The sequence below is a fragment of the Yersinia vastinensis genome (assembly GCF_044905075.1).
GTDB lineage: Bacteria > Pseudomonadota > Gammaproteobacteria > Enterobacterales > Enterobacteriaceae > Yersinia > Yersinia vastinensis.
The window spans coordinates 3,607,790-3,632,880 of the sequence record NZ_CP173260.1; the positions used below are offsets into that span (position 1 = coordinate 3,607,790).

The window sequence follows — 25,091 nt, forward strand, 5'->3', positions numbered from 1 at the left end:
AAACGCTAGAACATCTTATAAGCGTTGAGCCATAACTGGTCGTGGTCTTGATTACGTGTTATTGCCTGACCGGTTCGATGTGCCCAAGTCAGATTTAAGGTGTAATCTGCCGGGCGAGCGAATGAAATATAGGCACCAGCGCCAGATAAATTAATGTTATTTTCTGATAGGCCCTCAATTGGTTGGCGATAATATGCCCCCCACCCCTGATCAAAAAATGCAGCAATCGTAATTTGATTCCCGACGCCTGCCCATGCAGGAAAATGGGGTTGCCAGTGAGTACGTAACTCCGTGGTAAATACAGTGCCTTTGTCTACCGCCCCCTCACCAATACCATAGGCACGGACAGCCAATGGCCCTGCCAGTAATAGCTTTTGAGAACTATCAAGATTCTTACTGGCCATTTGGCCGGTGAACTGATTAAAAAATGAAACATAGGAACTAAAACCCTGATCATGGCCGAGACGATAATTAAAGCGAGCAAAGGTGCCCCCTATTCCGGTCAGCGTATTTACACTTTGGCTAAATTCATCGTCCAGAGAAAGGTGGCCCGCTGTACCGAGTAAATTGAAATGACTCAGCCCTCGAGGCAAGGCACTTAGCGAGCCATCAATACCGAACTCACCAGCATCCAGATTTCGTTTTTGTTTTGGCAGCATAATCAGTGAATCGCGCATTCTGGCCTGATAATAGCCGACATTTGCATTTACCCTGACTTGTGAATTACGTATCCATGGATGACGTAAATTAATACCCCACGTATCGGAATACCCATGAGCATCCAACGCATCGAATGGCCCGGCTAAGGTGTAATTCAAATGACTATAATTAATTGCAGCACGGGTACCATAGGTATTAATAGGAAAGTTGTAATCTAGCAAACCACTAAAAACATCTGTTGAACTGGATAATATTAGATCTGCCCGTAATTGATCCCCCCATCCAGTTAAATGATTAAATGCCCCTCCAACTAATAGCCGATTATGACCAGAATAATCATTACCTTGATTATCTATCCCCAGATACCCCATTGCACGCTGCCCCGGAGTAATATCAGCGTAAATTCGAGTCATTCCAGATTGAGTTCCTGGCTTTAATGCCAGAGAAGCATCGATACCGGGAATTTCATTAAGAATAAGTGCTGTACGTTCCAGGCGGGATAATTCTACTGGAGAAGCGGCACAGTTTTTTCCACCAAAGAATCCAACCTCTTTGCCGCAACTATTACTTTCAATCATAGCGATAGCAAATGGGGTATTCAGTCGAGTTTGATTATTGATTTCAGGTTTATCTAATCTTCCGGCAATCACTCTAACCAAAATAATACCATTATGAACAGTTTGAGGCGGTAATATTGCCTGAGCGGCGACCCATCCGTTATTCCGATAGAACCGAGTTATTGCCAACGCCATACTCTGCAAATCAGAAAATGTTAATGACTGGCCTAACCAAGGGTTAACCACCGTGTACAAATCCTGATAATTGGTAGACAACAACTCAGTATCCCCCTCAAATCTCACCTTACTTAATATAATATAATGCTCTACAACAGGTTGATTGGGTGGCGATGCTGGCGCCAGTGTCTGGAACTGTATTTCTGTTTCATGTGGTACTGGCGTAGGCTCTACCGTTGTTTGCCTAATTTCATTACTAATATTACCTGCATTAGGTATATTTATTATTTGAGGCGCAGCGGTAAGATTAAAATTTAAACAGAGCACAGAGAAAGGGAAAAAAAGAAATAAAACCGAACTTTTTTTTGATTGGTTTAACATCATTACTGGGTAATAAAAATATCGCATAAATACATGCCCATTTAATTAGAGATAACATCAGCCAAACAATAACCACCCTAATTACTTAATTAGTCGGCCACTCAGTAAATTTTTTAGTTATCAATATAATAGTTAATTAAAATAAACCTCGAGTGATAATAGTTAGATAAATTAAAAATGAGCAATAAAAAAACAGTATGTTAACTGCTAAACTCTCATCTGTTTGTTATGAAAACAGCCTAGTAGGACAGGTCTCTTTCTCACAAATAGTTATTTTAGTTGAATAGTAAGTTATTAATCCAAAACAATAATAAGTCGCAAAGGTAAATGATTTCAAAATAAGTATTACTTATATTAATAGCAATGAATTATTGTAACCTTATGAAAATCATTAATTTAAACAACAAGACTATTAAAGCGTAGCGTTCAAAGCTAATTTAATATATCAATAAGTTATGAAAGAAAATAAATCGAATTAAATTACACTAAAAAATATTTAATTCATTGCATGAGAAAAGTGTTATTAACATTAATAGTATTTAAAATAATAAAGCCACCCTAGATTGCTATGCAGGGTGGCTATATTTTTATAGAAATAGCGGCAATTAATGCAGTGTGGCCGATTTAGTTATCCATTTTGCCTAATACGGGCTATTAGATCATCAATACTGTCAATGTGCGACGCCGCCAATATCAATGTCCTCCCTAAGTTCAGGGCATGGCGTTGGCATGCTCTGCGCATTTCATCATCAGCAATACTATCCAAATCAGCAACATGGGCTAGCCCAATGGTGCGTCTGATTAATTCACTACCACAGTAACCAATGGTATCTTGCCAAACCTGCTGAAGAAATAGCTGGGCATAGCCCTCGATTGCCAGTGCTGAATCCTGCGTTTTTTCCTGACTCAATGCCAAAAAACGGTAAGAGAAAGTTTCCCAGAGAACATGAATATCTTTTAGTCGTTGTTCACGACCTGCCGCTGCATCACGTGCGCCAGCCAATCCCGGTAAGCCACAATAATTGAGCAGCAAATTCCCCAGCGCAGTGCCCACATCAAAGCCAATCGGGCCATAAAAACCAAATTCCGCATCAATGGTTTTCAGGCGGCCATCCGCGACAAAAATTGAACCACTGTGAATATCACCGTGAAGTAACGCCTCAGCTTTACTTAAAAAACGATGCTTCAGGGAAGCCACAGCCAATTTAAGCGCATGATCCTGACGCAGTGCCAATACATCGGCTAATAAAGCTGGGTCAAAATTATTGCGTTCATGGTCTATATAAGGATCAGTGAAGAACAGATCTTCGGTTATTTGGCACAATTCCGGGTTGGTATATTGGCTTACTGCGGCTTTTTTAGCTTGGGCTGACTGATAAAAATCTGAAGTATGGAATAAGGTCTGCGCCAAGTATTCCGCCAGTTGTGCAGCGGCCTGCGGGTAGTGCTTTCCAGCGAGCAACTCACTGCGCCAGATATGGTGATCAGATAAATCCTCTTGCACCATCACGGCTAATTCCGCGTCATGGTGCAATATATTGACGGTATGTTGTGGACAGAATTGGCTGTGTGTCAGCAGCGTTTGTGCCTCAATTCTGGCGCGATCTAAGGTCAACGGCCAAGATTCACCAACGCAACGTACGTAAGGCAGCGCTTGTTTGACAATGACTCGGCTCACCCCTGCTGTATCGCGGATTTTAAATACCAAGTTGAGATTTCCATCACCAATTTCATCAGCCGACACTAAAGTCAGTGGATCGGCCACTTGGCCGAATTGACGAGCATATTCAACAGCATCCGCAGCAGTAAATGTATGGTAGCGCGACATCTTCAACCTCTTTTTCTTTTATCTGATTCTGATTCACTCACCGCCAACCCTGTGTTTAGCCGTGAAATTATTCCCTGTTAGTACAAAAATCCCAAATTTAGGCGTAAAACCATATAGACGTCTACACATCCATAAGTTATGTTGGCAGAATAAGAAACCAGATGCAATAACGCAACATGGATTTAACTGACAATGCAGATGCTTAACATGCTCAATTTACAAACAACCAGCTTAAAAATTGTTGATAACCAGCTTTGGATACTCGATCAACAGGCCTTGCCGCAGCGCCAAGAATGGTTGTCTGCCGATACTGTGGAATTGCTGATTGAGCATATTCAAGCACTGCGAGTACGCGGTGCCCCCTTGATTGGTCTGTCTGCCAGCCTATTGTTGGCCTTGCTGGCAGAACGTGGCTTATCACAAGCTCAACTTGAGCAAGCCCTAATTGCTCTACGGGAATCGCGCCCTACTGCGGTTAATCTGATGAATAATCTGGCCCGGATGCAGCAAGCACTTTTGCAAGCCAACTGGGTGGAAACCATGGTGCACGAGGCTTTGCGCTTGGTAGAGGAAGATCGCGAACTCTGTGAGCGTATTGCCCAACATGGTGCTGCACTGGTAAAACCCGGCAGCAACCTGCTGACTCACTGCAATACCGGCGGGCTGGCAACTGCGGGGATCGGTACGGCTATCGGTGTATTACTGCGCGCTCACCAGCAGGGCAAAATCCGTCAAGTGTGGGTCGATGAAACCCGCCCTTTGTTGCAAGGTGGCCGCTTAACGGCATGGGAGTTAGGGGAACTGGGTATTCCATATCAATTAATTTGTGATTCGATGGCCGCCAGCTTGATGGCGCAAGGTCAAGTAGATGCCATTTGGGTCGGTGCGGACCGAATTGCCGCCAATGGCGATATCGCGAATAAAATTGGCACATATAGTCTGGCGGTCTTGGCTCACTACCACCGTATTCCATTCTACGTTGCCGCACCACACACTACCCATGATCCGGCTTGTCCTAATGGTGCAGCCATCCCTATAGAGCAGCGGGCAGCCAGTGAAGTCACCGGAGTGTCTGGGAGTTTTGGCAACTGCCAATGGGCGCCACAAGATGCGAGAGTGTACAACCCGGCGTTTGATGTTACCCCGGCAGCATTAATTAGCGGTTGGGTTTTGGACAGTGGTGTAATTACACCAGAGCAAGTGACAGCAGGCTTCTTCCAACCTGAGCATTAAAAAAAACCTCAGGTGGCTATACTGCCGCCTGAGGTCAACTTTTGCTCAATTCAATCGAGGATAAGCATCGGCAATCTTATCACCGGTAAAATGTGCCACCCATCCTTCTGGGTTATCAAATACACGAATAGCGGTGAAATTCGGTGCCGATCCCATATCAAACCAATGACGAGTATTCGCAGGGACGGAGATGAGATCATTCTTTTCACAGAGAATTTGATAAATCTTACCATTCAGGTGCAAGCAAAATAGCCCACTGCCTTCAACGAAGAAACGCACTTCATCTTCACCGTGAGTATGTTCCGATAAAAATTTCTCACGTAAAACTTCACGCTGCGCGTTATCGGGGCGCATACTGATCACATCCCAACTCTGATAGCCTTTTTCTGCGACTAATCGATCAATTTCGTGCTGATAAGCGGCTATCACCGTTTCAGGTTGTGGATTTTCGCCCAACTCACGGTCTGCTTGCCAACGCTCAAAACGCACGCCAATGGCCGTCAACTCCTGTTGGATTGCATCAGCATCAACACTTTGCCACAGTGGCTGTGCCGGCTGTTCTTCACTGAAAATAGTTAATCCGCTCATACTGTAAAACCCCCAGCTATTTATTTAAAACGCGCTAAATCTATCTGATCAAAGCGGTTGACTTGTGGATGACGGCTCTCGCTATCAGGAAGGTCGCGAATCAACTGGCAGGTATGCCAGCCGGCAAGTTGTGCAGCATCCAATTCCTGACGGATATCAGATAAAAACAGTAACGCTGGCGGTGCAATCGCCAATTGGCTAGCAATATTCTGGTAAGCGCTCACTTCACGTTTGGCCCCTACGTGGGTATCAAAATAGCCGCTGAATAAGGGGCGTAAATCTCCTGCATCGCTGTAACCAAACAGCAATTTCTGGGCATCAACAGAGCCGGAGGAGTAGACATACAGTCCTAGCCCCTGCTGTTGCCAATCAGCCAATTGTTGGGCAACTTCCGGGTAGAGATGGCCGCGAAAATCACCGTGCAGGTAGCCGCTACGCCAGATAATGCCTTGAATGGCCTTCAGTGCCGTAGATTTGCGGTCTTCATCCATAAAACGGTGCAAAGTATCAATCAACGTTTCAGTATCTGCATCGGGTTGTTCAATCTCGCGGCGCAAATCAGTTAGAGCGGCAACAATCTCTTCATCTTGTTGATGTTCAAACAGAAATGGGGTTAATCGCTCTCTGGCATAAGGAAACAGCACTTGATGCACAAAGCGAATGTCAGTGGTGGTGCCTTCAATATCGGTAACAATTGCCTGAATCATTCGGCCTCCAGCCTTAAGGGTTTACGTCAAACAAGCGCCGTTGTAATTCACACTGGAACAAAAACTCCAGCCCTTCCAAATGGCGGCGTGCTTCAGATACCGAATTCCCCCAACAATACAGGCCATGGCCACGCACTAAAAAGCCATAACGCAGTGGATGATTATCCGCCAACGCGGCGACTCGCTGCGCCAACGCAGGAATATCCTGATCATTATCGAAGATAGGGATGACCACGGTATCAAGATGACTGCGCTGCCCGGAAAGCGATTTTTGCATTTCGTAGCCCTGCAATACCAACTCATTGCTACGTTCTACTCGCGATAACACCGTAGCGTTCACCGAGTGAGTATGTAAGACCGCATTGATTTCAGGATACAGACGATAAAGTAAGGTATGCAGGCCGGTTTCGGCTGAAGGTGTACGGCCACTCGGCACATGATTACTGGCGGTTTCCACCAGTAAAAAGTCATCTGCGGTCAAGCTGCCTTTATCTTTGCCAGATTCCGTCACCAGACAGTGTGCTGAGTCCAGACGCAGGGACATATTGCCACCGGTCGCAGGGCACCAGCCCTTCTCACCGATCCAGTGGCAGGCGGCGAGTAACGCGCCAAGTTGTACATTTTCGGTCATTGCATATCCCTGTTGTGGTGTTGGTGTGCCCTAGCCCGCAGCTACTGCAATTAGCTGGATAATCGCTGTTAGCACAATTTTATCTATGCTTAGCACATTACGTCATTTAGCCGTTTAAACATCTAAGCGTCTCGATTGCCAAATCTTAACATCGTGTTATATTGACGGCAACATACGGCACCAGGAGTATTCACCTGCCATGAGCACTTTATCTTTTATTCCAGACAGTAAATTGCCTGCACAAGGCACCACCATCTTCACCCAAATGAGTGCATTGGCGCAAAAACATCAAGCCATTAACCTGTCGCAGGGCTTCCCGGATTTCGATGGACCTGACTATCTAAAGCAGCGATTGGCCTATCATGTCAGCCAAGGCGCTAACCAATATGCGCCCATGACGGGTGTTGCACCGCTGCGCCATGCCATTGCGGAGAAAACCGCAAAAAGTTATGGCTGGCAGCCTGATGCCGATAGCGAAGTTACCGTGACTACCGGTGCCAGTGAAGCCTTATTTGCCGCGATTACTGCCTTGGTTCGTCCCGGCGATGAAGTTATTTGCTTTGACCCCAGCTACGACAGTTATGCCCCAGTGGTGAAACTGGCAGGCGGTATTCTCAAGCGTATCGCTCTCAAGCCCCCAGCATTCACCACTGACTGGGCCGAATTTGCCGATTTGATTTCTGAGCGCACTCGATTGGTGATTGTGAATACACCCCATAACCCTTCTGCAACGGTTTGGCGCGCAGCCGATTTTGAACAGCTATGGCTAGTGATTGCTGAACGCAATATTTATGTATTGAGTGATGAAGTGTACGAACATATCTGCTTCAGTGACGCAGGCCATGCCAGTATATTGGCTCATCCGCAATTACGGGAGCGGGCGATAGCGGTATCTTCTTTTGGCAAAACTTTTCACATGACTGGCTGGAAAGCGGGTTATTGCATTGCCCCTGCCGCCATCAGTGCTGAAGTGCGTAAAATTCACCAATATCTGACCTTCTCAGTCTGCACCCCCGTTCAGTTGGCACTGGCCGATATGCTGAATGCCGAACCAGAACATTGGCAGCAATTGCCGGCGTTTTACCGCGCTCGCCGCGACCGCTTTGTCGATGCGTTATCTGCCAGTCGCCTGAAAATCCTACCCAGCGAGGGCACTTATTTCCTCTTGGTCGATTACAGCGCGGTTTCAGATCTTGATGATGTTGAGTTCTGCCAATGGCTGACCGAACAAGTGGGCGTGGCGGCTATTCCTTTATCGGTATTCTGTGAAGGCCCCTTCCCCCATAAACTGATCCGGCTTTGCTTCGCCAAACAAGATGCCACGCTGGACGCCGCTGCGGAGCGATTGTGTCAACTTTAAAACTGACTCTACTGCAACAACCGCTGGTGTGGTTGGATGCGCAAGCTAATCTGCGTCACTTTGACATGCTATTAGCGTCTTTGACGCCACGAGATGTGATTGTGCTGCCAGAAATGTTTACCACCGGTTTTGCCATGAATGCAGCTGAAAATGCACTTTCAGAAGCCGAGATCATCGGCTGGCTGTGCCAATGGTCGGCACGTGCTGATGCTCTGGTGGGGGGAAGTGTGGCGTTGAGCACACCACAGGGCGCAGTTAACCGTTTTCTGCTGGCTGAACCTAGTGGAAAAATCCATCGCTATGACAAGCGCCACTTATTCCGTATGGCGGGTGAACATCATCATTATCAGGCAGGTAAAGAGCGCAAAATTGTGGCATGGCGCGGCTGGCGTATTTTACCGCAAGTCTGTTATGACCTGCGTTTCCCGGTGTGGTCACGTAACCTGCAAGATTATGATTTAGCGTTGTATGTCGCTAATTGGCCTGCAGCTCGTGCCAAACACTGGCAAACCTTGCTGGCAGCCCGTGCGATAGAAAATCAGGCTTACGTAGCGGGCTGTAATCGAGTCGGTGATGATGATAATGGTCATTATTATCAAGGCGATAGCCTCATTCTAGATGCGCAAGGCGAGGTTCTGGCACAGGCAGAACCAGGGCAAGCCACACAATTAAATGCGGAGCTATCGCTAGAAACACTGCAAAATTACCGCGAAGCGTTTCCGGCTTATCATGATGCCGACAAATTTTTACTGGTATAAATATCCAGCAATGGGAAGCGTGCCTCGCGGCACGTTAACCCCGCGGCTCAAGCCCATGACAATACCGTCTCTAGGTAGGCTTGAATGCCCAGAGCAACATCATTACTGGTAACGGATTCATCTGGGTGATGGCTTATCCCCCCTTTGCAGCGTACAAACAACATTCCCACCGGCCAACATTCGCCAACCGCAATCGCATCATGACCCGCGCCACTGGGCAGGGCTAATGAACGCCCCTGTACTCGGCTAACGCTCTCGCTGATACGTTGCTGTAAATTATCATCGCAGCAAGTTGCATTGATGCGGTAAAACTCTTCAGCCGAGAATGTCAGGCCACGGCGAACCGCTATCACTTCAGCTTCAGCCAATAAGCGGGCTAACAAATGGTTTATGTCGCTGTCGTGCGGGCCGCGAATATCCAGAGTTAACGTCACTTCACCTGGAATAACATTTACTGCGCCGGGTAAACATGCCAGCGTCCCTACCGTCGCCACGAGATACTCACCATAACTTTCAGTGAACTGTTCAACCGCATATATCCATTCAGCCGCACCGGATAATGCATCCTGACGCTGCCCCATTGGGACTGTTCCAGCATGACCCGCTAGCCCGATAAACTGGCAATGTAGGCGGCAAGCCCCATTAATTGCCGTCACGACGCCCAAGGCTAAATCAGCGTTTTCCAAACACGGACCTTGCTCTATATGTAGCTCAAGATAAGCACAGAACTCACTGATTGCCCGCTGCGATTCCCCAACCGCTGCGGGGGGGAAGCCGGCTTTATCCAGCGCCTGCGCCACACTAACACCTTCAGCATCCGTTTTATTTAGCCAGTCAGTTGGCCAGTGCCCGGTAATTCCTTTGCTGCCCAGCAAAGTAATACCAAAGCGCGTTCCCTCTTCATCAGCAAAACCAATGACTTCGATGGCAACCGGTAGTCGCCGCCGCTGCTGATGCAAATACCCCACGACTTCCAAGGCGCTTAATACCCCGAGCATGCCGTCATAGCGGCCTGCATTGCGCACTGTATCAAGATGGGAACCAAGTAATATGGCTGGAGCATCGAGTTGCAGTCCCTCATAACGGCCACAAATGTTACCAACAGAGTCCTGCCAAACGCGCATTCCGACGGCTTGCATCCATTTCCCAACTTGCTGATTCGCGAGTAAATGTTCAGGTGACATATACACTCGCGTCAACATCTCGGGTGATTCACTGATTGCCGCCAGCGCATCACAACGGGCCAAAACCCGTAATGCGGCCTGCTCTGCCTCGGCATCAGGCAGGGTGGCGGCCATTATCTGGCACCATCAGGTTTATTCATTGATTGTTTATCAAAGAACGGTTTATCACTGTCTGCTTGATAAATATTCCATGCAGCTTGTAGCCCCGCGCCTTGAACGGTGGCAAACCCTAGCCGGTTCAGCACCGCCTCCAATGCCGCCAGTGTTTGCATCACGCAGTCTTTTCTGGCGTTATATCCCATGGTGCCAATGCGCCAAATTTTGCCATTCAATGGCCCAAATGACGTACCTATCTCGATCCCAAAGTCATTTAGCATCAGTTGACGTACTTGCTCACTAGCAATACCTGCGGGGATCATCACGCCCAGTACATTATTCATCCGGTGCTTCATATCACCAAACACCGCCAACCCCATTCCCTGAATGCCTGCCAGCAGTGCAGCCCCTTGCAAGGCATGGCGAGCGATGCCGTTATCCAGCCCCTCTTCCAATATCACCCGCGCACATTCTCGTGCTGCAAAAAGCATACTGGTGGCTTCAGTATGATGATTGAGCCGTTCTGGCCCCCAGTAATCCATGATCATGCCCAAATCAAAGTAATTGGAGTAAATCATCTCTTCGTCACCGTCAGCGTGAGCTTCGGTTCGGATCCCTTGCTCAATACATTTACGACGACGAATTTGCTCGGCGAATTGTGGACTGAGGGTCACCGGAGAGCTGCCTGATGGCCCTCCGAGGCACTTTTGCAACCCAGCCGAAACCGCATCCAACCCCCAAGCATCCGTTTCCAACGCGTTTCCCCCCAATGAAGCAGTGGCATCGGTATAAAACAGCACTTGATGGCGACGACAAATCTCACCTAACTCCACCAGCGGTTGCAACAAAGTGGTCGAGGTATCGCCATGCACAGTCAGCAACAGGCGCGGACGTACTTTCTTGATGGCATCTTCAATCATCTCTGGGCTGAAGACTTCACCCCACGGCACCTCAATGGTATGCACCTCGGCGCGGCAACGGCGGGCGATTTCACATAGCAAATGGCCGAAGCGGCCAAAAACCGGCACCAGCACTTTGTCACCGGGGCGGATAGCCGACAGCAAAATTGCCTCGATACCCGCGCGCGAAGTGCCATCAATCAGCATTGTCCACTGATTTTCAGTGCGAAAAACACCGCGATACAGCGCCATCACCTGATTCATATAGTCGGTCATCGCCGGATCATATTGCCCGATCAGCTGACTGGCCATCGCGCGTAGTACTCGCGGATCAGCATTGACTGGCCCTGGCCCCATCAGTAATCGTGCTGGCGGGTTTATCTGGCTAAACAGCGGATTATGACTGAGCGCTGACATAAAAAATCTCCATTTTCTAAATCGGTAAGACGTTGTTATAAACCGCGAACGGTGGATATAAATTGTTTTAACTCAGTTGTTTGAGGTGCAGAAAATAGGGCGCGGCTTTCACCCTGCTCCCACACTTGTCCTTGATGCATGAACACCACTCTGTCACCCACTTCTCGAGCAAAATTCATCTCATGAGTGACTAGGATCAGGGTCATCCCTTCCGCCGCAAGTTGTTCAAGGACTTTCAATACTTCGCCCACCAGTTCAGGATCCAACGCGGAAGTTATTTCATCGCAGAGTAGGACTTTAGGTTGCATTGCCAGCGCACGTGCAATGGCGACTCGCTGCTGCTGACCGCCAGAAAGATTGGCAGGATAGTAATCGATTCGATCTGCTAACCCGACTTTGGTTAGCATTTCGGTTGCCAGAGCACGGCACTCGGCAGCACTCTTTTTCAATACCCGGCGCGGTGCCAGCATGACGTTTTCCAGCGCCGTCATATGTGGGAATAAATTAAAACTCTGGAACACCATCCCGACTGAACGGCTAATTTCCCGCGCCTGTGAATCGCGATGAGTCACCGTCATGCCGCCCAGTTTAATACTGCCGTCCTGATAGGCTTCCAACCCATTGATACAACGCAGTAGCGTGCTTTTTCCAGAACCACTGCGGCCAATGATTGAGATAACTTCACCCATTTCAATATCCAGATCCACACCTTTCAGTACATGGTTCTGACCATAGTATTTTTGAACTTGATTAATGGTGATCAGCGGCATGGAATTTTCTCTCCAAATAATGGCTGTAGCGCGACAAGGGGTAACACATCAGAAAGTAGCCCAGCGCCACCAACCCAAAGACTTTAAATGGCTGATAAGTGACATTATTTAGCATGGTTCCTGCTTTAGTCAGCTCAATAAAACCAATGATCGAAGCCAGTGCAGTGCCTTTAATCACCTGCACCGAAAATCCTACGGTGGGTGCAATGGCAATGCGCATCGCTTGCGGGGCGATAACTCGGAGCAAGGTTTGGCTGAAACTCAGGCCCAAACAGCGCGAAGCCTCCCATTGACCTTTTGGTAAAGCATCAATACTGCCGCACCAGATATCCACTAGAAACGCACTGGTAAACAGGGTCAATGCCATTGCCGCCGCCGTCCACGGGCTAACATCAATGCCAAACAGCGCTAAACCGAAAAACGCCAAAAATAGCTGCATCAGCAAGGGAGTGCCTTGAAATAGCTCGGTATAGCCACGTACAAAACATGCCAGCCACCGCCAACGGCTCATGCGCATCAACATCAGCGGCAATGTCACCAGAGTGCCCCCCATAAAGGCAGTCAGTGACAGTAAGAGCGTCCAGCGGGCCGCCAGTAACAAATTGCGGATAATATCCCAGTCAGTAAACATCATGAGGTACGGCTCCCAAAGAATCGACGTCCTGCCATCAACAACAACTGACGCATCGCAATGGACAACAACAAATACAGCAATGTGGTCACCAAATAGACCTCAAAACTGAGAAATGTACGTGACTGAATTAAGTTGGCCGTAAATGTCAGTTCTTCAAATGCCACTTGCGATACCACCGCAGAGCCAAGCATCACAATAATGCACTGGCTGACGAGGGCAGGATAAATCCGCTGTAATGAAGGCGGCAGGATCACCCGGAAAAATGTCTGGCTGCGACTCAACCCCAATACTCGCCCGGCTTCCCATTGGCCTTTGGCACTGGCCTGAATTCCGGCGCGGATAATCTCGGTACTGTAAGCACCCAAATTGATTATCATCGCCAGCAAGGCAGCTTGCCCCGCACTTAACTTCAAGCCCAGCGCCGGTAAGCCAAAAACGATAAAGAATAACTGCACAACAAAAGGGGTATTGCGCACAATTTCCACATATCCCCCCCATATATGGCGCAATATGACGCTACCGCTAGCCTTATTGTCACTACAGCGGATCGCCGCACCGACGATCCCCAGTGCCATGCCGCCAATGGTCGCCATGACCGTCAACTCAATGGTGATCAGCAGACCAGACAATAGATCCGGCCAATAGGGCCACAAAGCAGAGAAATTTAGCTGATAGGTCATCGGCCGCTCCTGTTATGCACCAAGGTCAGCAGGTAACGGAGCCTTTAACCATTTTTCAGACAAATTATTGAGAGTGTTGTCCTGCAGCGCTTCAACAATCAGTGCATCTACCTTTGCTTTCAAAGCAGGTTCTCCTTGGCGCAAACCGATATAGCAGGGTGAATCTTTCAGCATAAATTTCGCCACTGGCGCTTGGGTTGGATTCTGTCGAGCTAATGCACTGACCACTAGATTACCGGTAGCCAGAAAATCCACCTGACCTGATAAATAAGCTGACAATGTAGTGTTGTTATCCTCATAACGTTTTATTTGAGCCTCTTTGGGAGCTAACTCACTCAGCACCATATCCTCCACAGCCCCACGGGTCACTCCGACCGTTTTCCCTGCTAACTGATCGGGTTGCTTCAGTGCATCCTCCTTCGCGCCAAATACTCCGAGGAAAAACGGCGCATAAGCTCGACTAAAGGCGATGGCTTTTTCTCGTTCCGGGTTTTTACCCAAACTAGAAATGACTAAATCCACTTTATCGGTTTGCAGATAGGGCACCCGATTAGCACTGGTCACAGGCACTAATTGCAACTTTAGTTTCATCTTATCAGCCAGATAGTGGGCCATATCGATGTCATACCCCTGAGGCTGAAGATCGGTGCCCACAGAGCCAAAAGGCGGAAAATCCTGTGGAACAGCCACTCGTAATACGCCACGTTGTTGAATTTGCTCTAATTGATCGGCTAACACTAAAGGTGCCTGAACGAGTATCAGTGCAGCACCCAACCAGGCCAACATCCGCTTTTTCATGTTCATAGCTTATCTCCGATAAGTAAGTGATGAAACGATAGATTCTTTAATTCAATATACTGAAACCATCGTTGCAACTACTGTGCCAAAGATAAACTTGCAGAGAAGGCCCATAATCAGGAGTTCTATGCCGGGTAAAGGGAAATGTCACGGAGGGAAAATCACAGAGAAAGTGCAAATCAGCAAATGAAATGCACCATAAAAGAGCAGTCAGTGGTAATTACGACGTGGAAACCTGCCTTCGAGAAGTCCTCTTGCGGGTTCAGTCATGACCGTTGTTCTAGTTCAGAAAAAGCGTCATATAAATCAGCTATTTGATGAATTCTTTGTCGCCCTTGTGCCAGAGTCTCATGCAATAATGCATTACTCAGTAAGTTTGCCAAACTCATCGCTGAGGAGTAACTATCAAAAGCCGACACACTGTCGAGTGGTGTGGTAAATCGCCAGTGTGCCAACGGTAGCAATGACTGGGCCTGTGGTTCACAAATCAATAATGTCGGTACTCCCAGCACCTGCATATGCAGCAGAATGTCGCGGATAATCTTAGGCCGCCGACGAAAAGCCACCACAATCACCACATCCTGTGAACTGACATCTACCAACTCCTCTGATAATGTCTGCCCCGCTTGTGGTATGAGTTGGACATGCGGGCGTACTTGCAGCAGTTGTTGGCGTAAATGCAGTGCTACTGGGTAACTGTTACGCAACCCCAACAACAGGATGCGCGGTGCATGCACCAGTGCTGAGATAACGTCGCTAAATTGTTGACTGTCTAATTGATTGACCCACTGAGTCAGGTTCGCCATTTCCTGCTTATAGTGGCGAGACAGCAAGGTATTTCCTTGCACAGCATCACGGTTATCTGTCAACGGCATTCCACTTTGGCGCAAGGTTCGCACCTCTTCACGCATCTCCCGATAACTGCTGTAGCCAAGCCGCTTAAACAGCCGACTGACGGTGGCCTTAGACACGCCACTTAACCGCGCCAGTTCGGCACTGTTATAACTGATCAGGTCATCAAAATGGTCAAAGATAAAGTCAGTAACTCGCTGCTCCTGTGGGGTTAATTGCGCATAGTGCGCCCGTAAACGCTCATCAATCTGTTTCATATTCTTCCCCAGCCCTTGAAACTATCGTTTCAATATAGCCATTTTTTGCGGAACATAGCACATCTGCCCCTACCGGTAATATGGTAATTTTCATTCTCAGCACAAAACTCGACATTCTGGAACGCCTCTTGCTTTGTTTCTGTGATTTCCTTTTTTCTATTTCAACCAATGGGCAATGAGGGAAGCCAGATAATCAACAGCAATATGGCCCTGCAAGGAAGGGTGGCAGCGCCGTTGGTTATTAATTTCATCCACAATTTAGAACAGGAATTGTCATGAAAAAAACTTCAAATAAAACCGCCATGGATTGGGCTACTTATATTCAGCAAATGGAAGTCTTATTGGCATTAGAACTGGATGATACCCGCCGCGCCGCCTTGCTACTGCAATTTGAACGAATTGCTGCCATGGCGGGGCCCTTGATGGCCGTGCCTTTGGATGAGAAACAGGAAATTGCTGGGGTATACCGGCTATGAAACAGATTCCAACACTCACCATCAGTGAAATTCAGCAGGCTTTGAATCATGGTGAACTCTCCGCACAAGATATTGCACTACACACGCTGGACACTATCAGCGCTGTCAACCCAACCATCAATGCCTATACCCACATCACAGCGGATCGCATGCTCAGTGAAGCCTACCGACTTGATAGCCTGCGCGCCAAAGGCCAAACCTTACCGGCACTGGCGGCAATTCCGTATGCCGTGAAAAATCTGTTTGATGTCGAGGGTGAAACCACCCTCGCCGGAGCCAGCTTATTTTGCGAACGCCCACCCGCCAAACACGATGCAGCCGTTATTTCACGCTTAGCCGGCCAAGGGGCCATGCTCTCTGGCATGCTAAATATGGATGCCTATGCCTATGGTTTTACTACCGAAAATAGTCATTATGGCGCAACACGTAACCCTCATGACCTTAACCGTATTGCCGGCGGGTCTTCGGGAGGATCAGCCGCCGCCGTGGCTGCCGGGCTGGTTAATTTTTCGCTGGGTAGCGATACCAATGGCTCCATTCGAGTCCCGGCCTCACTGTGCGGTATTTTCGGATTGAAACCCACCTTTGGCCGACTCTCACGCACGGGCACTCATCCTTTTGTCGCCAGTCTGGATCATGTTGGCCCGATGGCGCGCTGTGTGCCAGATTTGGCCGCTGTGTATGATGCTATGCAAGGGGCTGATATTCATGACAGTTTCCAATCGGAAAAACCACCGGCCCCCTGTTCTGACCAGTTGTATCGTGGGCAACAAGGATTAAGAAGTGCGGTATTGGGGGGCTATTTCGCCCAATGGTGTGATAGCGATGCAAAAGCTGCTGTACATCGTGTGGCCAAAGGGCTGGAAGCGGTTACCGAGGTCGAGATGCCGCAGAGCGATTTGGCACGTTCAGCGGCATTTATTATCAGTGCCACCGAGGGGGGAAATCAGTACCTCCCTGCGTTGAGAAAATCCCCCCAGCGCTTTGAACCACTATCACGAGAGCGGCTGTTAGCCGGTGCCATGTTGCCAGCAAGCTGGTATGTTCAAGCTCAACGCTTTCGTCACCATTTTCGTCAGCAAATTCTGCCGCTGTTTGAGCACTGGGATATCTTGATTGCACCCGCAACCCCTAGCAGTGCCACACTCATCGGGCAGGAATTCATGCGGATTAACGATACTGATTTACCCATTCGCGCCAGTATGGGGATGTTAACCCAGCCCATTTCTTTCCTCGGTTTACCGGTGGTTACCGTGCCACTGAAAACCACCAATGGGTTGCCGATAGGTGTTCAATTAATCGCCGCGCCATGGCGAGAAGATTTCTGCTTGCGGGCCGCTTATGCATTAGAGCAACAAGGGTTGATTGGGGTTCACCGGATATGATGCCGGATGCAGAGTCCGACTCAAGAGCGGATAATCGTTCAGGTGAATCTGTTTGATTGACATGAGATCAACGGCAACTTAATCCCCGTCACCTCAACCGAGCAAGAGGGCCAGCCTACCTACTCGGCTGAGATGACGGAGCTAGCAAAGAGAACAAATCGAATACCCACCGAAGCCAAACCCGATCAAAATGAAATAAAAAATTATCCATTGGTTTATCACTGCCATTTATCTAATACTGTCACTCTTTTCAATTCAGAATAATCCCCCATGACACAAAAAACCGAAACCGCCGGTTTAAGCCCAGCATTAATTGTCTTGATGTCCGTCGCCACCGGATTGGCGGTTGCTAGCAACTATTATGCCCAGCCCCTACTAGAAACTATCGCGCAAGCGTTTAATCTTTCGGTCAATCAGGCCGGTTTTATCGTCACGGCAGCCCAGTTGGGTTACGCGGTGGGGTTGATGTTCTTGGTACCACTGGGAGATATGTTCGAGCGCCGTGGGCTGATCGTCAGCATGACCTTACTGGCCGCAGGCGGAATGCTAATCACCGCCTTGTCGCAAAACCTCACCATGATGATTGTCGGCACAGCACTCACCGGCCTCTTTTCCGTCGTAGCACAATTATTAGTGCCACTGGCAGCGACGCTCGCCGCACCAGAAAAACGCGGTAAAGTTGTCGGCATTATTATGAGTGGCCTGTTGCTGGGGATTTTACTGGCACGAACTGTAGCGGGCGCATTGGCCTCTGTTGGCGGATGGCGCACGATCTATTGGGTTGCTAGCGTATTGATGATTTTTATGGCGCTGACGCTGTGGCGCTACCTACCTCGCTATAAACAACATACCGGTCTGAATTACGGCCAGCTACTCAGCTCAATATTTTCTCTATTTATCCGTACCCCTGTATTACGCACTCGAGCCTTACTGGGTGCGCTATCTTTCGCCAACTTCAGTGTCTTGTGGACATCAATGGCCTTTCTGCTGGCCTCACCACCCTATGGTTATTCAGAAGCCGCTATCGGACTATTTGGTTTGGTCGGGGCGGCCGGTGCATTAATGGCCACCAAAGCAGGTCAGTTGGCGGATAAAGGAAAAGCGCGTGTAACCACCAGTGTCGGCTTGGTATTGTTGCTGCTCTCATGGATACCCATCGCATTGGGGCAGTACTCCATTCTTGCGCTAATTATTGGGATAGTCGTGTTGGACTTGGCTGTTCAAGGGGTTCATGTCACTAACCAGAGCGTTATCTACCGCATGATGCCGGAAGCCAGAAACCGGTTAACCGCAGGCTATATGACCACCTACTTTATTGGTGGCGCACTGGGCTCATTAATTTCAGCCGCCGCCTATCAACATGCAGGTTGGTATGGTGTGGCTATCGCCGGTTTAGTGTTGTGCATTTTGAACATAACGACTTGGCTGGCCGGTAAACGTTTTGACCCACCAGCAAACCAGCCTGTTGAGTGATGTCGGTTATACCCAGCCTCTTATCAGAGGCTGGGCTATTCGCTATAAAGCGAGATATTACCTCTGGTTGTTAATTAGCTAACTACTAATCAACGTAGATAGAAATTTGGGTTCTAGGGTATTAAGACAATTACTACTCTGTTAGTGTTATCTAACGTATTATTTTTCCCTGAAACTTAATTAATAGCTGACCCTATGCATAGCCAAACCACCGACTCCCCGCCAACGACACAGCCAGCCGCAACATTTATCGAGGGCATAACTGATAGCTTGCCCATTGTTATTGGCTATCTGCCTGTCGCTTTTGCCTTTGGTTTGAGTTCGGTAAAACTTGGCTTTTCGCCGTGGGAAGCGATTTTCTTCTCTTGTATTATTTATGCTGGTGCCAGCCAATTTGTTATTACCGCCCTGCTCAGTGCCGGAATGTCATTGTGGGTTTCCGCCTTAACCGTAATGGCCATGGACATCCGCCATATTTTGTATGGTCCCGCACTTAAGCACCGCATTCTGACCCGATTATCGGGTAAAAAAACGGCTTTATGGGCTTTCGGTTTGACCGATGAAGTATTTGCTGCCGCGACCACCAAACTCATGAAAGACCAGCGCCGTTGGAGTGAGAACTGGATGCTCGGCATCGCGTTCACCTCTTGGCTGTCTTGGGTGGCAGGCACAGCCATCGGGGCCATGTTCGGCAATGGTCCGCTGGAAAACTACCCTGCAATTGAAGCCTCACTCTCCTTTATGCTGCCAGCCCTGTTTTTGAGTTTCCTATTAGCCTCTTTTAAACGTCAATACAGCCTAACAGTGATGGCATCACTGACAGGTGCATTACTCGGCGTATTATTATTCTCCATTCCAGTCGCCATTTTGGCGGGTATTGGTGGTGGATGTTTGGCCGCACTACTTCAACCCGCCCCAGAGGTGGTGACAGAACAGAACGAGAACAATAAACAGGAGCAAACACCATGAATATGGATGTCCTGATAATTGGCTTAGTTGTGGGAACGGTAAATTACCTGTTTCGTTATTTACCGCTGCGCCTTGGACCAGCACGTCAGCAAGCCGGTCTGCAACGAGGAAAAATTTCACTGTTGCTAGACAGCATCGGCATCGCCTCGATATGTGCCTTACTGGTCGTATCCAGTACGCCAGAGATCATGCATAACCCCCAGAAATTAATCCCAACACTTATTGGTTTCTTAGTTATTTGTGGATGCTTTTATAAAACCAACAGTATTATTTTCGCCACTTTACTTGGCGCACTTAGCTACGGTCTAACATTCAAGCTACTGATGCTTTTGGCGTAACAATTTGCATGAATTGTGAGCTAAAACACAATATCCTTACAATTAATGATACTAATTACTTACACACAGTGACTGAATAACACTAATTGCTAAATTTTTCCTTAATTATACCGTTTACATTATTAGTCACTATCGTTACTGTACCATTTGAAATTAATGAGGCTCCTTATAATGGAAAGTTCGTTTAGTCCCATAGAACAAATGCTTAATTTTCGTGCAAAACGCCAGAAAGATTTCCCTTATCAGGAAATTCTACTGACGCGTTTGTGTATGCATATGCACAGTAAACTGCTAGAAAATCGCAACAAAATGCTAAAAGCACAAGGGATTAACGAGACCCTGTTTATGGCATTAATTACGCTGGATGCGCAGGAAAGCCACAGTATCCAACCGTCAGAATTGAGTGCAGCATTGGGTTCTTCACGTACCAATGCCACGCGCATTGCTGACGAGCTGGAAAAGAAAGGCTGGATTGAGCGCCGCGAAAGCCAAAACGACCGCCGTTGTTTGCATTTGCATCTCACCGAAGCGGGCGTGGAATTTTTAAATCAGCTGCTGCCCCCACAACATAAGTGTCTGCATTTTCTTTGGTCAACACTTGACGCCGACGAACAGCAACAGCTTGAAACGCTGACGCGTAAGTTACTGACACGTTTGGACCAAATGGAAATACCGGAACAGTAATTCCACACAATATCTGTCCAGGTAAATAACTATGTCATCCCCACATAGCTGGAGACTCACGCCCCTGTTCGCCGTTTTTTTACTGGCGGGCTGTGCCTCAAGCGATAATATTGCTCCTCAGTCTCAAATGCTGAATAACCAACAACTGCAATTGGCGCAACCCAAAGTCAGTTCGTTGGCGTTAAGTCCTCAGTGGTGGCGGGTACTGGAAGATCCCCAACTTGATGCTTTGATGTCACAAAGTTTACAAACCTCACCGTCACTCAAACAAGCTGCAGCGCGGGTTCGGGAGGCACAAAGTATTGTGGGTCAGGCTGATGCAGCCAATGGCCCTAATCTGGATTTAGCCGCCAGCAGTACGCGGGAAAAAATCGCACAAAATACGCTGCAACCATTCTTACAGGCTTACCCGAGTAAGCCACTGTATGAAACCGCTAATACACTTGGCCTGAATCTCAGTTATGAATTTGATTGGTGGGGTAAATACCGCAACCGAGTCAATGCCGCCAATGCGCAGGTAAATGCTGCCCGTGCCGAACAGCAGCAAGCGGCACTGACACTGACCAGTTCAGTGGCATCAGTGTATTACCAGCTACAGAGCAATTTTGCCCTGCAAAAAGTGTTGCAGCAGGAAGTCGATAATAATGAGCGTCTGGCTGAGTTGCGTAGTAAGCAATATCAGGCGGGTATTTATGGCGTTGAAATTCCGCAACAAACACAAGTGCAGGCAGACACCGCCAAGCAGCAAATGACCCAACTGCAATCACAAGGTGAACAGCTAAAGCATCAGTTAGCCGCACTGACTGGCCAAGGCCCAAGTGGTACGCAAAATCTGCATCCGGTTTCTCTGCCAGATATCACGCATTTGGCACCGAAAGGTGAGCTGACCACCGATTTACTCGGTCAGCGCCCAGACATTACCGCTCAACGTCAATTGGTTGAATCTTATGACCAGCGAGTTAAAGCAGCACGTAAGGAGTTTTATCCAAGTTTATCCATTACTGGATTTGCAGGGTTCTCGACCACTAATTTTCAAGGCACAAACCCCAATTTGCTAGAAGCCGCCAGCCAGGCATGGAACTTTGCTCCCGCAATTTCATTGCCTATTTTCCACGCTGGTGCCTTGCGCAGTCAGTTAGGCGAAGAATCGGCACTGTATGATGAAGCGGTTGAATCCTACAACCAAACCATCCTCAATGCTGTGCAAGAAACAGCGGATGCCATCACCATCCAACAAAGCAGTCAGCTCCAACTCCAACAGGCCGCATCTGCGTCGCAGTCCATGCTGAAGGTATATAACGTCGCCGACGCACGTTATAAGGCAGGGGTTATTGGACGAGATGAACTGTTGACTAGCCAGTCGCAATATCTACAACAGCAGCAATCAGAACTCAGTGCCAGCAACAATTTATTGCAGGCCAAGATTGGTTTGATCCGTTCACTCGGTGGTGGCTATCAGGCCCCTGTCAGTGACGGTTCACAGAATAAAACAATATAAAATAATAGAGAGTTTGGAGAAGACCATGAGTGCAAACGCGGAAACTCAAACCCCGCCACAACCACAGAACAAAAAGCAGCAACGCAAGCGCGTGCTGTTGTTGCTGACGGTTATTTTTATCATCGTTGGGGTGGCCTACCTGATTTATTGGTTCTTGGTACTGCGCCATCACCAAGAGACGGATAATGCCTATGTGTCAGGCAACCAGGTACAAATTATGTCTCAGGTGCCCGGCAGTGTAGTCAGTGTCAATTTTGAAAATACTGACTTTGTGAAAAGTGGCGATGTGCTGCTAGCTCTGGATCCTACCGATGCAGAACAAGCCTATGAGCAGGCAAAAACCGCGTTGGCTAACAGCGTGCGCCAAACCCACCAGCTCATGATTAATAGCAAACAGTATCAAGCCAATATTGCTCTCAAAAAAACTGAACTGAATAAAGCCCAAAGCGATTTGAAGCGCCGCGTAGTTCTGGGTTCAGTTGATGCCATTGGTCGCGAAGAACTGCAACATGCCCGCGATGCCGCGGAAGCTGCGGCAGCATCACTGGATGTGGCGATTGCACAGTACAATGCCAATCAGGCGCTGGTTCTCAATACACCGCTGGAAAAACAGCCAGCTGTCGAGCAAGCCGCCGCCAAACTGCGTGATGCTTGGTTAGCATTGCAACGCACAAAAGTGGTTAGCCCAATCACCGGGTTTGTTTCACGCCGCAGCGTGCAAGTGGGTGCTGAAATTGCCAATGGTGCCCCATTGATGGCCGTTATCCCAGCAAATGAGATGTGGATCGATGCCAACTTTAAAGAAACACAGCTCGCCAATATGCGGATTGGTCAACCCGCCACTGTGGTGACGGACTTCTATGGCGATGACGTAGTCTATCAGGGAACAGTTGTCGGTTTGGATATGGGGACTGGCAGCGCCTTCTCACTGCTTCCTGCCCAGAACGCAACGGGTAACTGGATTAAAGTTGTTCAGCGTCTGCCTGTGCGTATTGCACTTGAGCCAAAACAACTGGCAGATCATCCGCTACGTATTGGCCTGTCCACCACGGTAAGAGTGGATACCGCCGATACCGAAGGTCTGGTGTTAGCACAAAACGTACGTAAAGATCCGGCATTTGTCACTGACGCGTTGTCGCTGGATTTAGCGCCAGTTAATCAAATGATTAGCGACATTGTTCATGCGAACGCAGGTTAATGTTCATGCCAATGCAGGTTAAGCGCGCCGGAGGCCACTGTGGCACAAAAACCGCTTGAAGGTGCCCAGCTCGCCTGGATGACGGTCGCGCTCTCATTAGCGACTTTCATGCAAGTGCTGGATTCCACCATTGCGAACGTGGCTATTCCAACGATTGCCGGTGATCTTGGCTCGTCCAACTCGCAGGGCACGTGGGTCATTACCTCGTTTGGTGTAGCAAATGCGATTTCCATCCCTATCACTGGCTGGCTAGCAAAACGGGTCGGTGAAGTCAGATTATTCTTGTGGGCAATCGGTTTATTTGCACTGGCCTCATGGCTGTGCGGCATTTCAAACAGCTTGGGAATGCTTATCTTTTTCCGAGTGATTCAAGGGTTGGTCGCCGGGCCATTGATCCCATTGTCACAAAGTTTACTACTGAACAACTACCCACCCGCGAAGCGAAGTATGGCCCTGGCATTGTGGTCGATGACTATCGTTGTCGCCCCGATCTTTGGGCCAATTCTCGGCGGTTATATCAGTGACAACTATCACTGGGGCTGGATCTTCTTTATTAACATCCCGATCGGGATAGTGGTTGTTTTAATTGCAGGCAGCACGCTGAAAGGGCGAGAGACCAAAACCGAAATCAGACCGATCGATACTGTGGGGTTGGTTCTGTTGGTCGTCGGTATCGGCGCTTTGCAAATCATGCTCGACCAAGGTAAGGAACTGGATTGGTTTAACTCCACCGAAATTATCGTCCTGACAATCGTAGCCGTGATTGCGATTTCCTTCCTGATCGTGTGGGAGTTAACCGACGATCATCCGGTGATCGATTTGTCATTATTCAAGTCGAGAAACTTTACCATTGGTTGTTTGTGTATCAGCCTGGCCTATATGCTGTACTTTGGCGCGATCGTTTTGCTGCCTCAGTTACTACAGGAGGTATATGGCTATACCGCCACTTGGGCTGGTCTGGCGTCGGCTCCCGTTGGGATATTGCCGGTATTGCTGTCGCCAATCATTGGTCGCTTCTCTCATCGAATTGATATGCGACAGTTAGTCACATTCAGCTTCATTATGTATGCGGTTTGTTTCTACTGGCGAGCATATACATTCGAACCGGGGATGGATTTTGGTGCCTCGGCGTGGCCACAGTTTGTGCAAGGTTTTGCCATTGCTTGCTTCTTTATGCCACTGACTGCAATTACGTTGTCGGGTTTACCGCCAGAGCGAATGGCGGCGGCATCCAGCTTATCTAACTTCCTGCGAACACTGGCGGGGTCGATTGGTACGTCAATCACCACCACATTGTGGACGCAAAGAGAATCGATGCATCATTCGCAATTGACGGAGTTTGTTAACCCATTCAACCCGAATGCGACACAGATGTATCAGGATTTGGAAAAACTGGGGATGAGCGAGCAACAAGCCTCGGCTTATCTGGCGCGAGAGATAACTAATCAGGGGCTAATTATCTCGGCTAATGAAATTTTCTGGCTCTCGGCAGGCGTATTCCTGCTATTGCTGGCATTAGTCTGGTTCGCCAAACCCCCATTCACCTCCGGTGGCAGTGGTGGTGGTGCGCACTAAATCCATCAAGATTTAACATAAAAAAACG

General features: G+C 48.4%; 24 protein-coding genes. 12 read left to right on the forward strand and 12 right to left on the reverse strand.

Annotated elements, in window-relative coordinates:
- Window positions 1-5: 5 nt before the first annotated feature.
- Together ACIOG0_RS16795 and mtnK are read right to left on the reverse strand one after the other, a co-directional pair.
- Window positions 6-1,775 (reverse strand): ShlB/FhaC/HecB family hemolysin secretion/activation protein, encoded by a 1,770-nt coding sequence (locus ACIOG0_RS16795; RefSeq protein ID WP_164908387.1) that lies wholly within the window; start codon window positions 1,773-1,775, stop codon window positions 6-8.
- 628 nt (window positions 1,776-2,403) lie between these two features.
- The gene (gene mtnK / locus ACIOG0_RS16800) at window positions 2,404-3,603 is read right to left on the reverse strand and encodes an S-methyl-5-thioribose kinase (RefSeq protein ID WP_050139945.1); all 1,200 of its coding nucleotides are present in this window, start codon (window positions 3,601-3,603) and stop codon (window positions 2,404-2,406) included.
- Between the two features lie 192 nt (window positions 3,604-3,795).
- Between mtnK and mtnA the strand changes: the two genes are divergently transcribed.
- Window positions 3,796-4,836 carry an S-methyl-5-thioribose-1-phosphate isomerase gene (gene mtnA / locus ACIOG0_RS16805; RefSeq protein WP_050139946.1) on the forward strand — a complete coding sequence of 347 codons (1,041 nt, stop codon included), beginning with the start codon at window positions 3,796-3,798 and terminating at the stop codon, window positions 4,834-4,836.
- A gap of 45 nt (window positions 4,837-4,881) precedes the next feature.
- Here mtnA and ACIOG0_RS16810 read toward each other — a convergent pair whose 3' ends face one another.
- Genes ACIOG0_RS16810 through ACIOG0_RS16820 form a run of 3 tightly spaced genes read right to left on the reverse strand, consistent with a single transcriptional unit; the run spans window position 4,882 to window position 6,762 of the window.
- The gene (locus ACIOG0_RS16810; RefSeq protein WP_050101648.1) at window positions 4,882-5,424 is read right to left on the reverse strand and encodes an acireductone dioxygenase; all 543 of its coding nucleotides are present in this window, start codon (window positions 5,422-5,424) and stop codon (window positions 4,882-4,884) included.
- A gap of 20 nt (window positions 5,425-5,444) precedes the next feature.
- A complete protein-coding gene (mtnC, locus tag ACIOG0_RS16815; protein ID WP_050101649.1) occupies window positions 5,445-6,131 on the reverse strand; it encodes an acireductone synthase in 687 nt (228 codons plus the stop codon).
- Between the two features lie 13 nt (window positions 6,132-6,144).
- On the reverse strand, window positions 6,145-6,762 hold the full coding sequence (locus tag ACIOG0_RS16820) for a methylthioribulose 1-phosphate dehydratase (protein WP_050101650.1): 618 nt from the start codon (window positions 6,760-6,762) through the stop codon (window positions 6,145-6,147).
- Between the two features lie 199 nt (window positions 6,763-6,961).
- Here ACIOG0_RS16820 and ACIOG0_RS16825 point away from each other — a divergent pair, with 199 nt between their 5' ends.
- Both ACIOG0_RS16825 and ACIOG0_RS16830 read left to right on the forward strand, forming a co-directional pair.
- Window positions 6,962-8,122 (forward strand): pyridoxal phosphate-dependent aminotransferase, encoded by a 1,161-nt coding sequence (locus ACIOG0_RS16825; protein WP_128451631.1) that lies wholly within the window; start codon window positions 6,962-6,964, stop codon window positions 8,120-8,122.
- Entirely contained in the window at window positions 8,110-8,880 is a 771-nt protein-coding gene (locus ACIOG0_RS16830; RefSeq protein ID WP_145582022.1) for an amidohydrolase, read from the forward strand. Before ACIOG0_RS16825 ends, ACIOG0_RS16830 begins: the two co-directional genes overlap by 13 nt.
- 47 nt (window positions 8,881-8,927) lie before the next feature.
- Here ACIOG0_RS16830 and hpxK read toward each other — a convergent pair whose 3' ends face one another.
- The 7 genes from hpxK to ACIOG0_RS16865 form a co-directional block, all read right to left on the reverse strand.
- The gene (hpxK, locus tag ACIOG0_RS16835) at window positions 8,928-10,178 is read right to left on the reverse strand and encodes an allantoate amidohydrolase (protein ID WP_128451633.1); all 1,251 of its coding nucleotides are present in this window, start codon (window positions 10,176-10,178) and stop codon (window positions 8,928-8,930) included.
- Window positions 10,178-11,476: an alanine--glyoxylate aminotransferase family protein gene (locus ACIOG0_RS16840; protein ID WP_050101654.1), complete on the reverse strand. Its 1,299-nt coding sequence runs from the start codon at window positions 11,474-11,476 to the stop codon at window positions 10,178-10,180. Before ACIOG0_RS16840 ends, hpxK begins: the two co-directional genes overlap by 1 nt.
- A 35-nt stretch (window positions 11,477-11,511) precedes the next feature.
- Complete coding sequence (locus tag ACIOG0_RS16845; protein WP_050101655.1) at window positions 11,512-12,246, reverse strand: amino acid ABC transporter ATP-binding protein; 735 nt, start codon at window positions 12,244-12,246, stop codon at window positions 11,512-11,514.
- Window positions 12,227-12,880 carry an amino acid ABC transporter permease gene (locus ACIOG0_RS16850; protein ID WP_050101656.1) on the reverse strand — a complete coding sequence of 218 codons (654 nt, stop codon included), beginning with the start codon at window positions 12,878-12,880 and terminating at the stop codon, window positions 12,227-12,229. Before ACIOG0_RS16850 ends, ACIOG0_RS16845 begins: the two co-directional genes overlap by 20 nt.
- The gene (locus tag ACIOG0_RS16855) at window positions 12,877-13,560 is read right to left on the reverse strand and encodes an amino acid ABC transporter permease (protein ID WP_050101657.1); all 684 of its coding nucleotides are present in this window, start codon (window positions 13,558-13,560) and stop codon (window positions 12,877-12,879) included. The genes ACIOG0_RS16850 and ACIOG0_RS16855 overlap by 4 nt, the downstream gene beginning before the upstream one ends.
- Window positions 13,561-13,572: 12 nt before the next feature.
- On the reverse strand, window positions 13,573-14,364 hold the full coding sequence (locus ACIOG0_RS16860; RefSeq protein ID WP_050101658.1) for a transporter substrate-binding domain-containing protein: 792 nt from the start codon (window positions 14,362-14,364) through the stop codon (window positions 13,573-13,575).
- A gap of 260 nt (window positions 14,365-14,624) precedes the next feature.
- Window positions 14,625-15,467 (reverse strand): MurR/RpiR family transcriptional regulator, encoded by an 843-nt coding sequence (locus tag ACIOG0_RS16865; protein ID WP_050101659.1) that lies wholly within the window; start codon window positions 15,465-15,467, stop codon window positions 14,625-14,627.
- A 275-nt stretch (window positions 15,468-15,742) separates the two neighbouring features.
- Between ACIOG0_RS16865 and hpxX the strand changes: the two genes are divergently transcribed.
- The 9 genes from hpxX to emrB all read left to right on the forward strand — a co-directional run bounded on the left by hpxX (window position 15,743) and on the right by emrB (window position 25,063).
- Window positions 15,743-15,943 carry an oxalurate catabolism protein HpxX gene (gene hpxX / locus ACIOG0_RS16870; RefSeq protein WP_050139968.1) on the forward strand — a complete coding sequence of 67 codons (201 nt, stop codon included), beginning with the start codon at window positions 15,743-15,745 and terminating at the stop codon, window positions 15,941-15,943.
- Window positions 15,940-17,328, forward strand: a complete 1,389-nt coding sequence (locus ACIOG0_RS16875; protein ID WP_050139969.1) for an AtzE family amidohydrolase — start codon at window positions 15,940-15,942, stop codon at window positions 17,326-17,328. Before hpxX ends, ACIOG0_RS16875 begins: the two co-directional genes overlap by 4 nt.
- A gap of 270 nt (window positions 17,329-17,598) precedes the next feature.
- The gene (locus tag ACIOG0_RS16880) at window positions 17,599-18,801 is read left to right on the forward strand and encodes an MFS transporter (protein WP_050101662.1); all 1,203 of its coding nucleotides are present in this window, start codon (window positions 17,599-17,601) and stop codon (window positions 18,799-18,801) included.
- Between the two features lie 195 nt (window positions 18,802-18,996).
- Entirely contained in the window at window positions 18,997-19,770 is a 774-nt protein-coding gene (locus ACIOG0_RS16885) for an AzlC family ABC transporter permease (RefSeq protein ID WP_050101663.1), read from the forward strand.
- Window positions 19,767-20,108 (forward strand): L-valine transporter subunit YgaH, encoded by a 342-nt coding sequence (gene ygaH, locus ACIOG0_RS16890; protein ID WP_050101664.1) that lies wholly within the window; start codon window positions 19,767-19,769, stop codon window positions 20,106-20,108. Before ACIOG0_RS16885 ends, ygaH begins: the two co-directional genes overlap by 4 nt.
- Window positions 20,109-20,279: 171 nt before the next feature.
- On the forward strand, window positions 20,280-20,792 hold the full coding sequence (mprA, locus tag ACIOG0_RS16895) for a transcriptional repressor MprA (protein ID WP_050101665.1): 513 nt from the start codon (window positions 20,280-20,282) through the stop codon (window positions 20,790-20,792).
- A 31-nt stretch (window positions 20,793-20,823) separates the two neighbouring features.
- The gene (locus tag ACIOG0_RS16900; protein ID WP_050139970.1) at window positions 20,824-22,290 is read left to right on the forward strand and encodes an efflux transporter outer membrane subunit; all 1,467 of its coding nucleotides are present in this window, start codon (window positions 20,824-20,826) and stop codon (window positions 22,288-22,290) included.
- A 25-nt stretch (window positions 22,291-22,315) separates the two neighbouring features.
- Complete coding sequence (gene emrA / locus ACIOG0_RS16905) at window positions 22,316-23,488, forward strand: multidrug efflux MFS transporter periplasmic adaptor subunit EmrA (RefSeq protein WP_128451635.1); 1,173 nt, start codon at window positions 22,316-22,318, stop codon at window positions 23,486-23,488.
- 78 nt (window positions 23,489-23,566) lie between these two features.
- The gene (emrB, locus tag ACIOG0_RS16910; RefSeq protein WP_230678374.1) at window positions 23,567-25,063 is read left to right on the forward strand and encodes a multidrug efflux MFS transporter permease subunit EmrB; all 1,497 of its coding nucleotides are present in this window, start codon (window positions 23,567-23,569) and stop codon (window positions 25,061-25,063) included.
- Window positions 25,064-25,091: the final 28 nt, after the last annotated feature.

Excerpts from the sequence above, each read along its gene's own strand:
- ACIOG0_RS16795 (WP_164908387.1), bottom strand. The coding sequence starts at position 1,775 with ATGTTAAACCAATCAAAAAAAAGTTCGGTTTTATTTCTTTTTTTCCCT.
- mtnK (WP_050139945.1), bottom strand. The coding sequence starts at position 3,603 with ATGTCGCGCTACCATACATTTACTGCTGCGGATGCTGTTGAATATGCT.
- mtnA (WP_050139946.1), top strand. The coding sequence starts at position 3,796 with ATGCAGATGCTTAACATGCTCAATTTACAAACAACCAGCTTAAAAATT.
- ACIOG0_RS16810 (WP_050101648.1), bottom strand. The coding sequence starts at position 5,424 with ATGAGCGGATTAACTATTTTCAGTGAAGAACAGCCGGCACAGCCACTG.
- mtnC (WP_050101649.1), bottom strand. The coding sequence starts at position 6,131 with ATGATTCAGGCAATTGTTACCGATATTGAAGGCACCACCACTGACATT.
- ACIOG0_RS16820 (WP_050101650.1), bottom strand. The coding sequence starts at position 6,762 with ATGACCGAAAATGTACAACTTGGCGCGTTACTCGCCGCCTGCCACTGG.
- ACIOG0_RS16825 (WP_128451631.1), top strand. The coding sequence starts at position 6,962 with ATGAGCACTTTATCTTTTATTCCAGACAGTAAATTGCCTGCACAAGGC.
- hpxK (WP_128451633.1), bottom strand. The coding sequence starts at position 10,178 with ATGGCCGCCACCCTGCCTGATGCCGAGGCAGAGCAGGCCGCATTACGG.
- ACIOG0_RS16840 (WP_050101654.1), bottom strand. The coding sequence starts at position 11,476 with ATGTCAGCGCTCAGTCATAATCCGCTGTTTAGCCAGATAAACCCGCCA.
- ACIOG0_RS16845 (WP_050101655.1), bottom strand. The coding sequence starts at position 12,246 with ATGCCGCTGATCACCATTAATCAAGTTCAAAAATACTATGGTCAGAAC.
- ACIOG0_RS16850 (WP_050101656.1), bottom strand. The coding sequence starts at position 12,880 with ATGATGTTTACTGACTGGGATATTATCCGCAATTTGTTACTGGCGGCC.
- ACIOG0_RS16855 (WP_050101657.1), bottom strand. The coding sequence starts at position 13,560 with ATGACCTATCAGCTAAATTTCTCTGCTTTGTGGCCCTATTGGCCGGAT.
- ACIOG0_RS16860 (WP_050101658.1), bottom strand. The coding sequence starts at position 14,364 with ATGAACATGAAAAAGCGGATGTTGGCCTGGTTGGGTGCTGCACTGATA.
- ACIOG0_RS16865 (WP_050101659.1), bottom strand. The coding sequence starts at position 15,467 with ATGAAACAGATTGATGAGCGTTTACGGGCGCACTATGCGCAATTAACC.
- hpxX (WP_050139968.1), top strand. The coding sequence starts at position 15,743 with ATGAAAAAAACTTCAAATAAAACCGCCATGGATTGGGCTACTTATATT.
- ACIOG0_RS16875 (WP_050139969.1), top strand. The coding sequence starts at position 15,940 with ATGAAACAGATTCCAACACTCACCATCAGTGAAATTCAGCAGGCTTTG.
- ACIOG0_RS16880 (WP_050101662.1), top strand. The coding sequence starts at position 17,599 with ATGACACAAAAAACCGAAACCGCCGGTTTAAGCCCAGCATTAATTGTC.
- ACIOG0_RS16885 (WP_050101663.1), top strand. The coding sequence starts at position 18,997 with ATGCATAGCCAAACCACCGACTCCCCGCCAACGACACAGCCAGCCGCA.
- ygaH (WP_050101664.1), top strand. The coding sequence starts at position 19,767 with ATGAATATGGATGTCCTGATAATTGGCTTAGTTGTGGGAACGGTAAAT.
- mprA (WP_050101665.1), top strand. The coding sequence starts at position 20,280 with ATGGAAAGTTCGTTTAGTCCCATAGAACAAATGCTTAATTTTCGTGCA.
- ACIOG0_RS16900 (WP_050139970.1), top strand. The coding sequence starts at position 20,824 with ATGTCATCCCCACATAGCTGGAGACTCACGCCCCTGTTCGCCGTTTTT.
- emrA (WP_128451635.1), top strand. The coding sequence starts at position 22,316 with ATGAGTGCAAACGCGGAAACTCAAACCCCGCCACAACCACAGAACAAA.
- emrB (WP_230678374.1), top strand. The coding sequence starts at position 23,567 with ATGACGGTCGCGCTCTCATTAGCGACTTTCATGCAAGTGCTGGATTCC.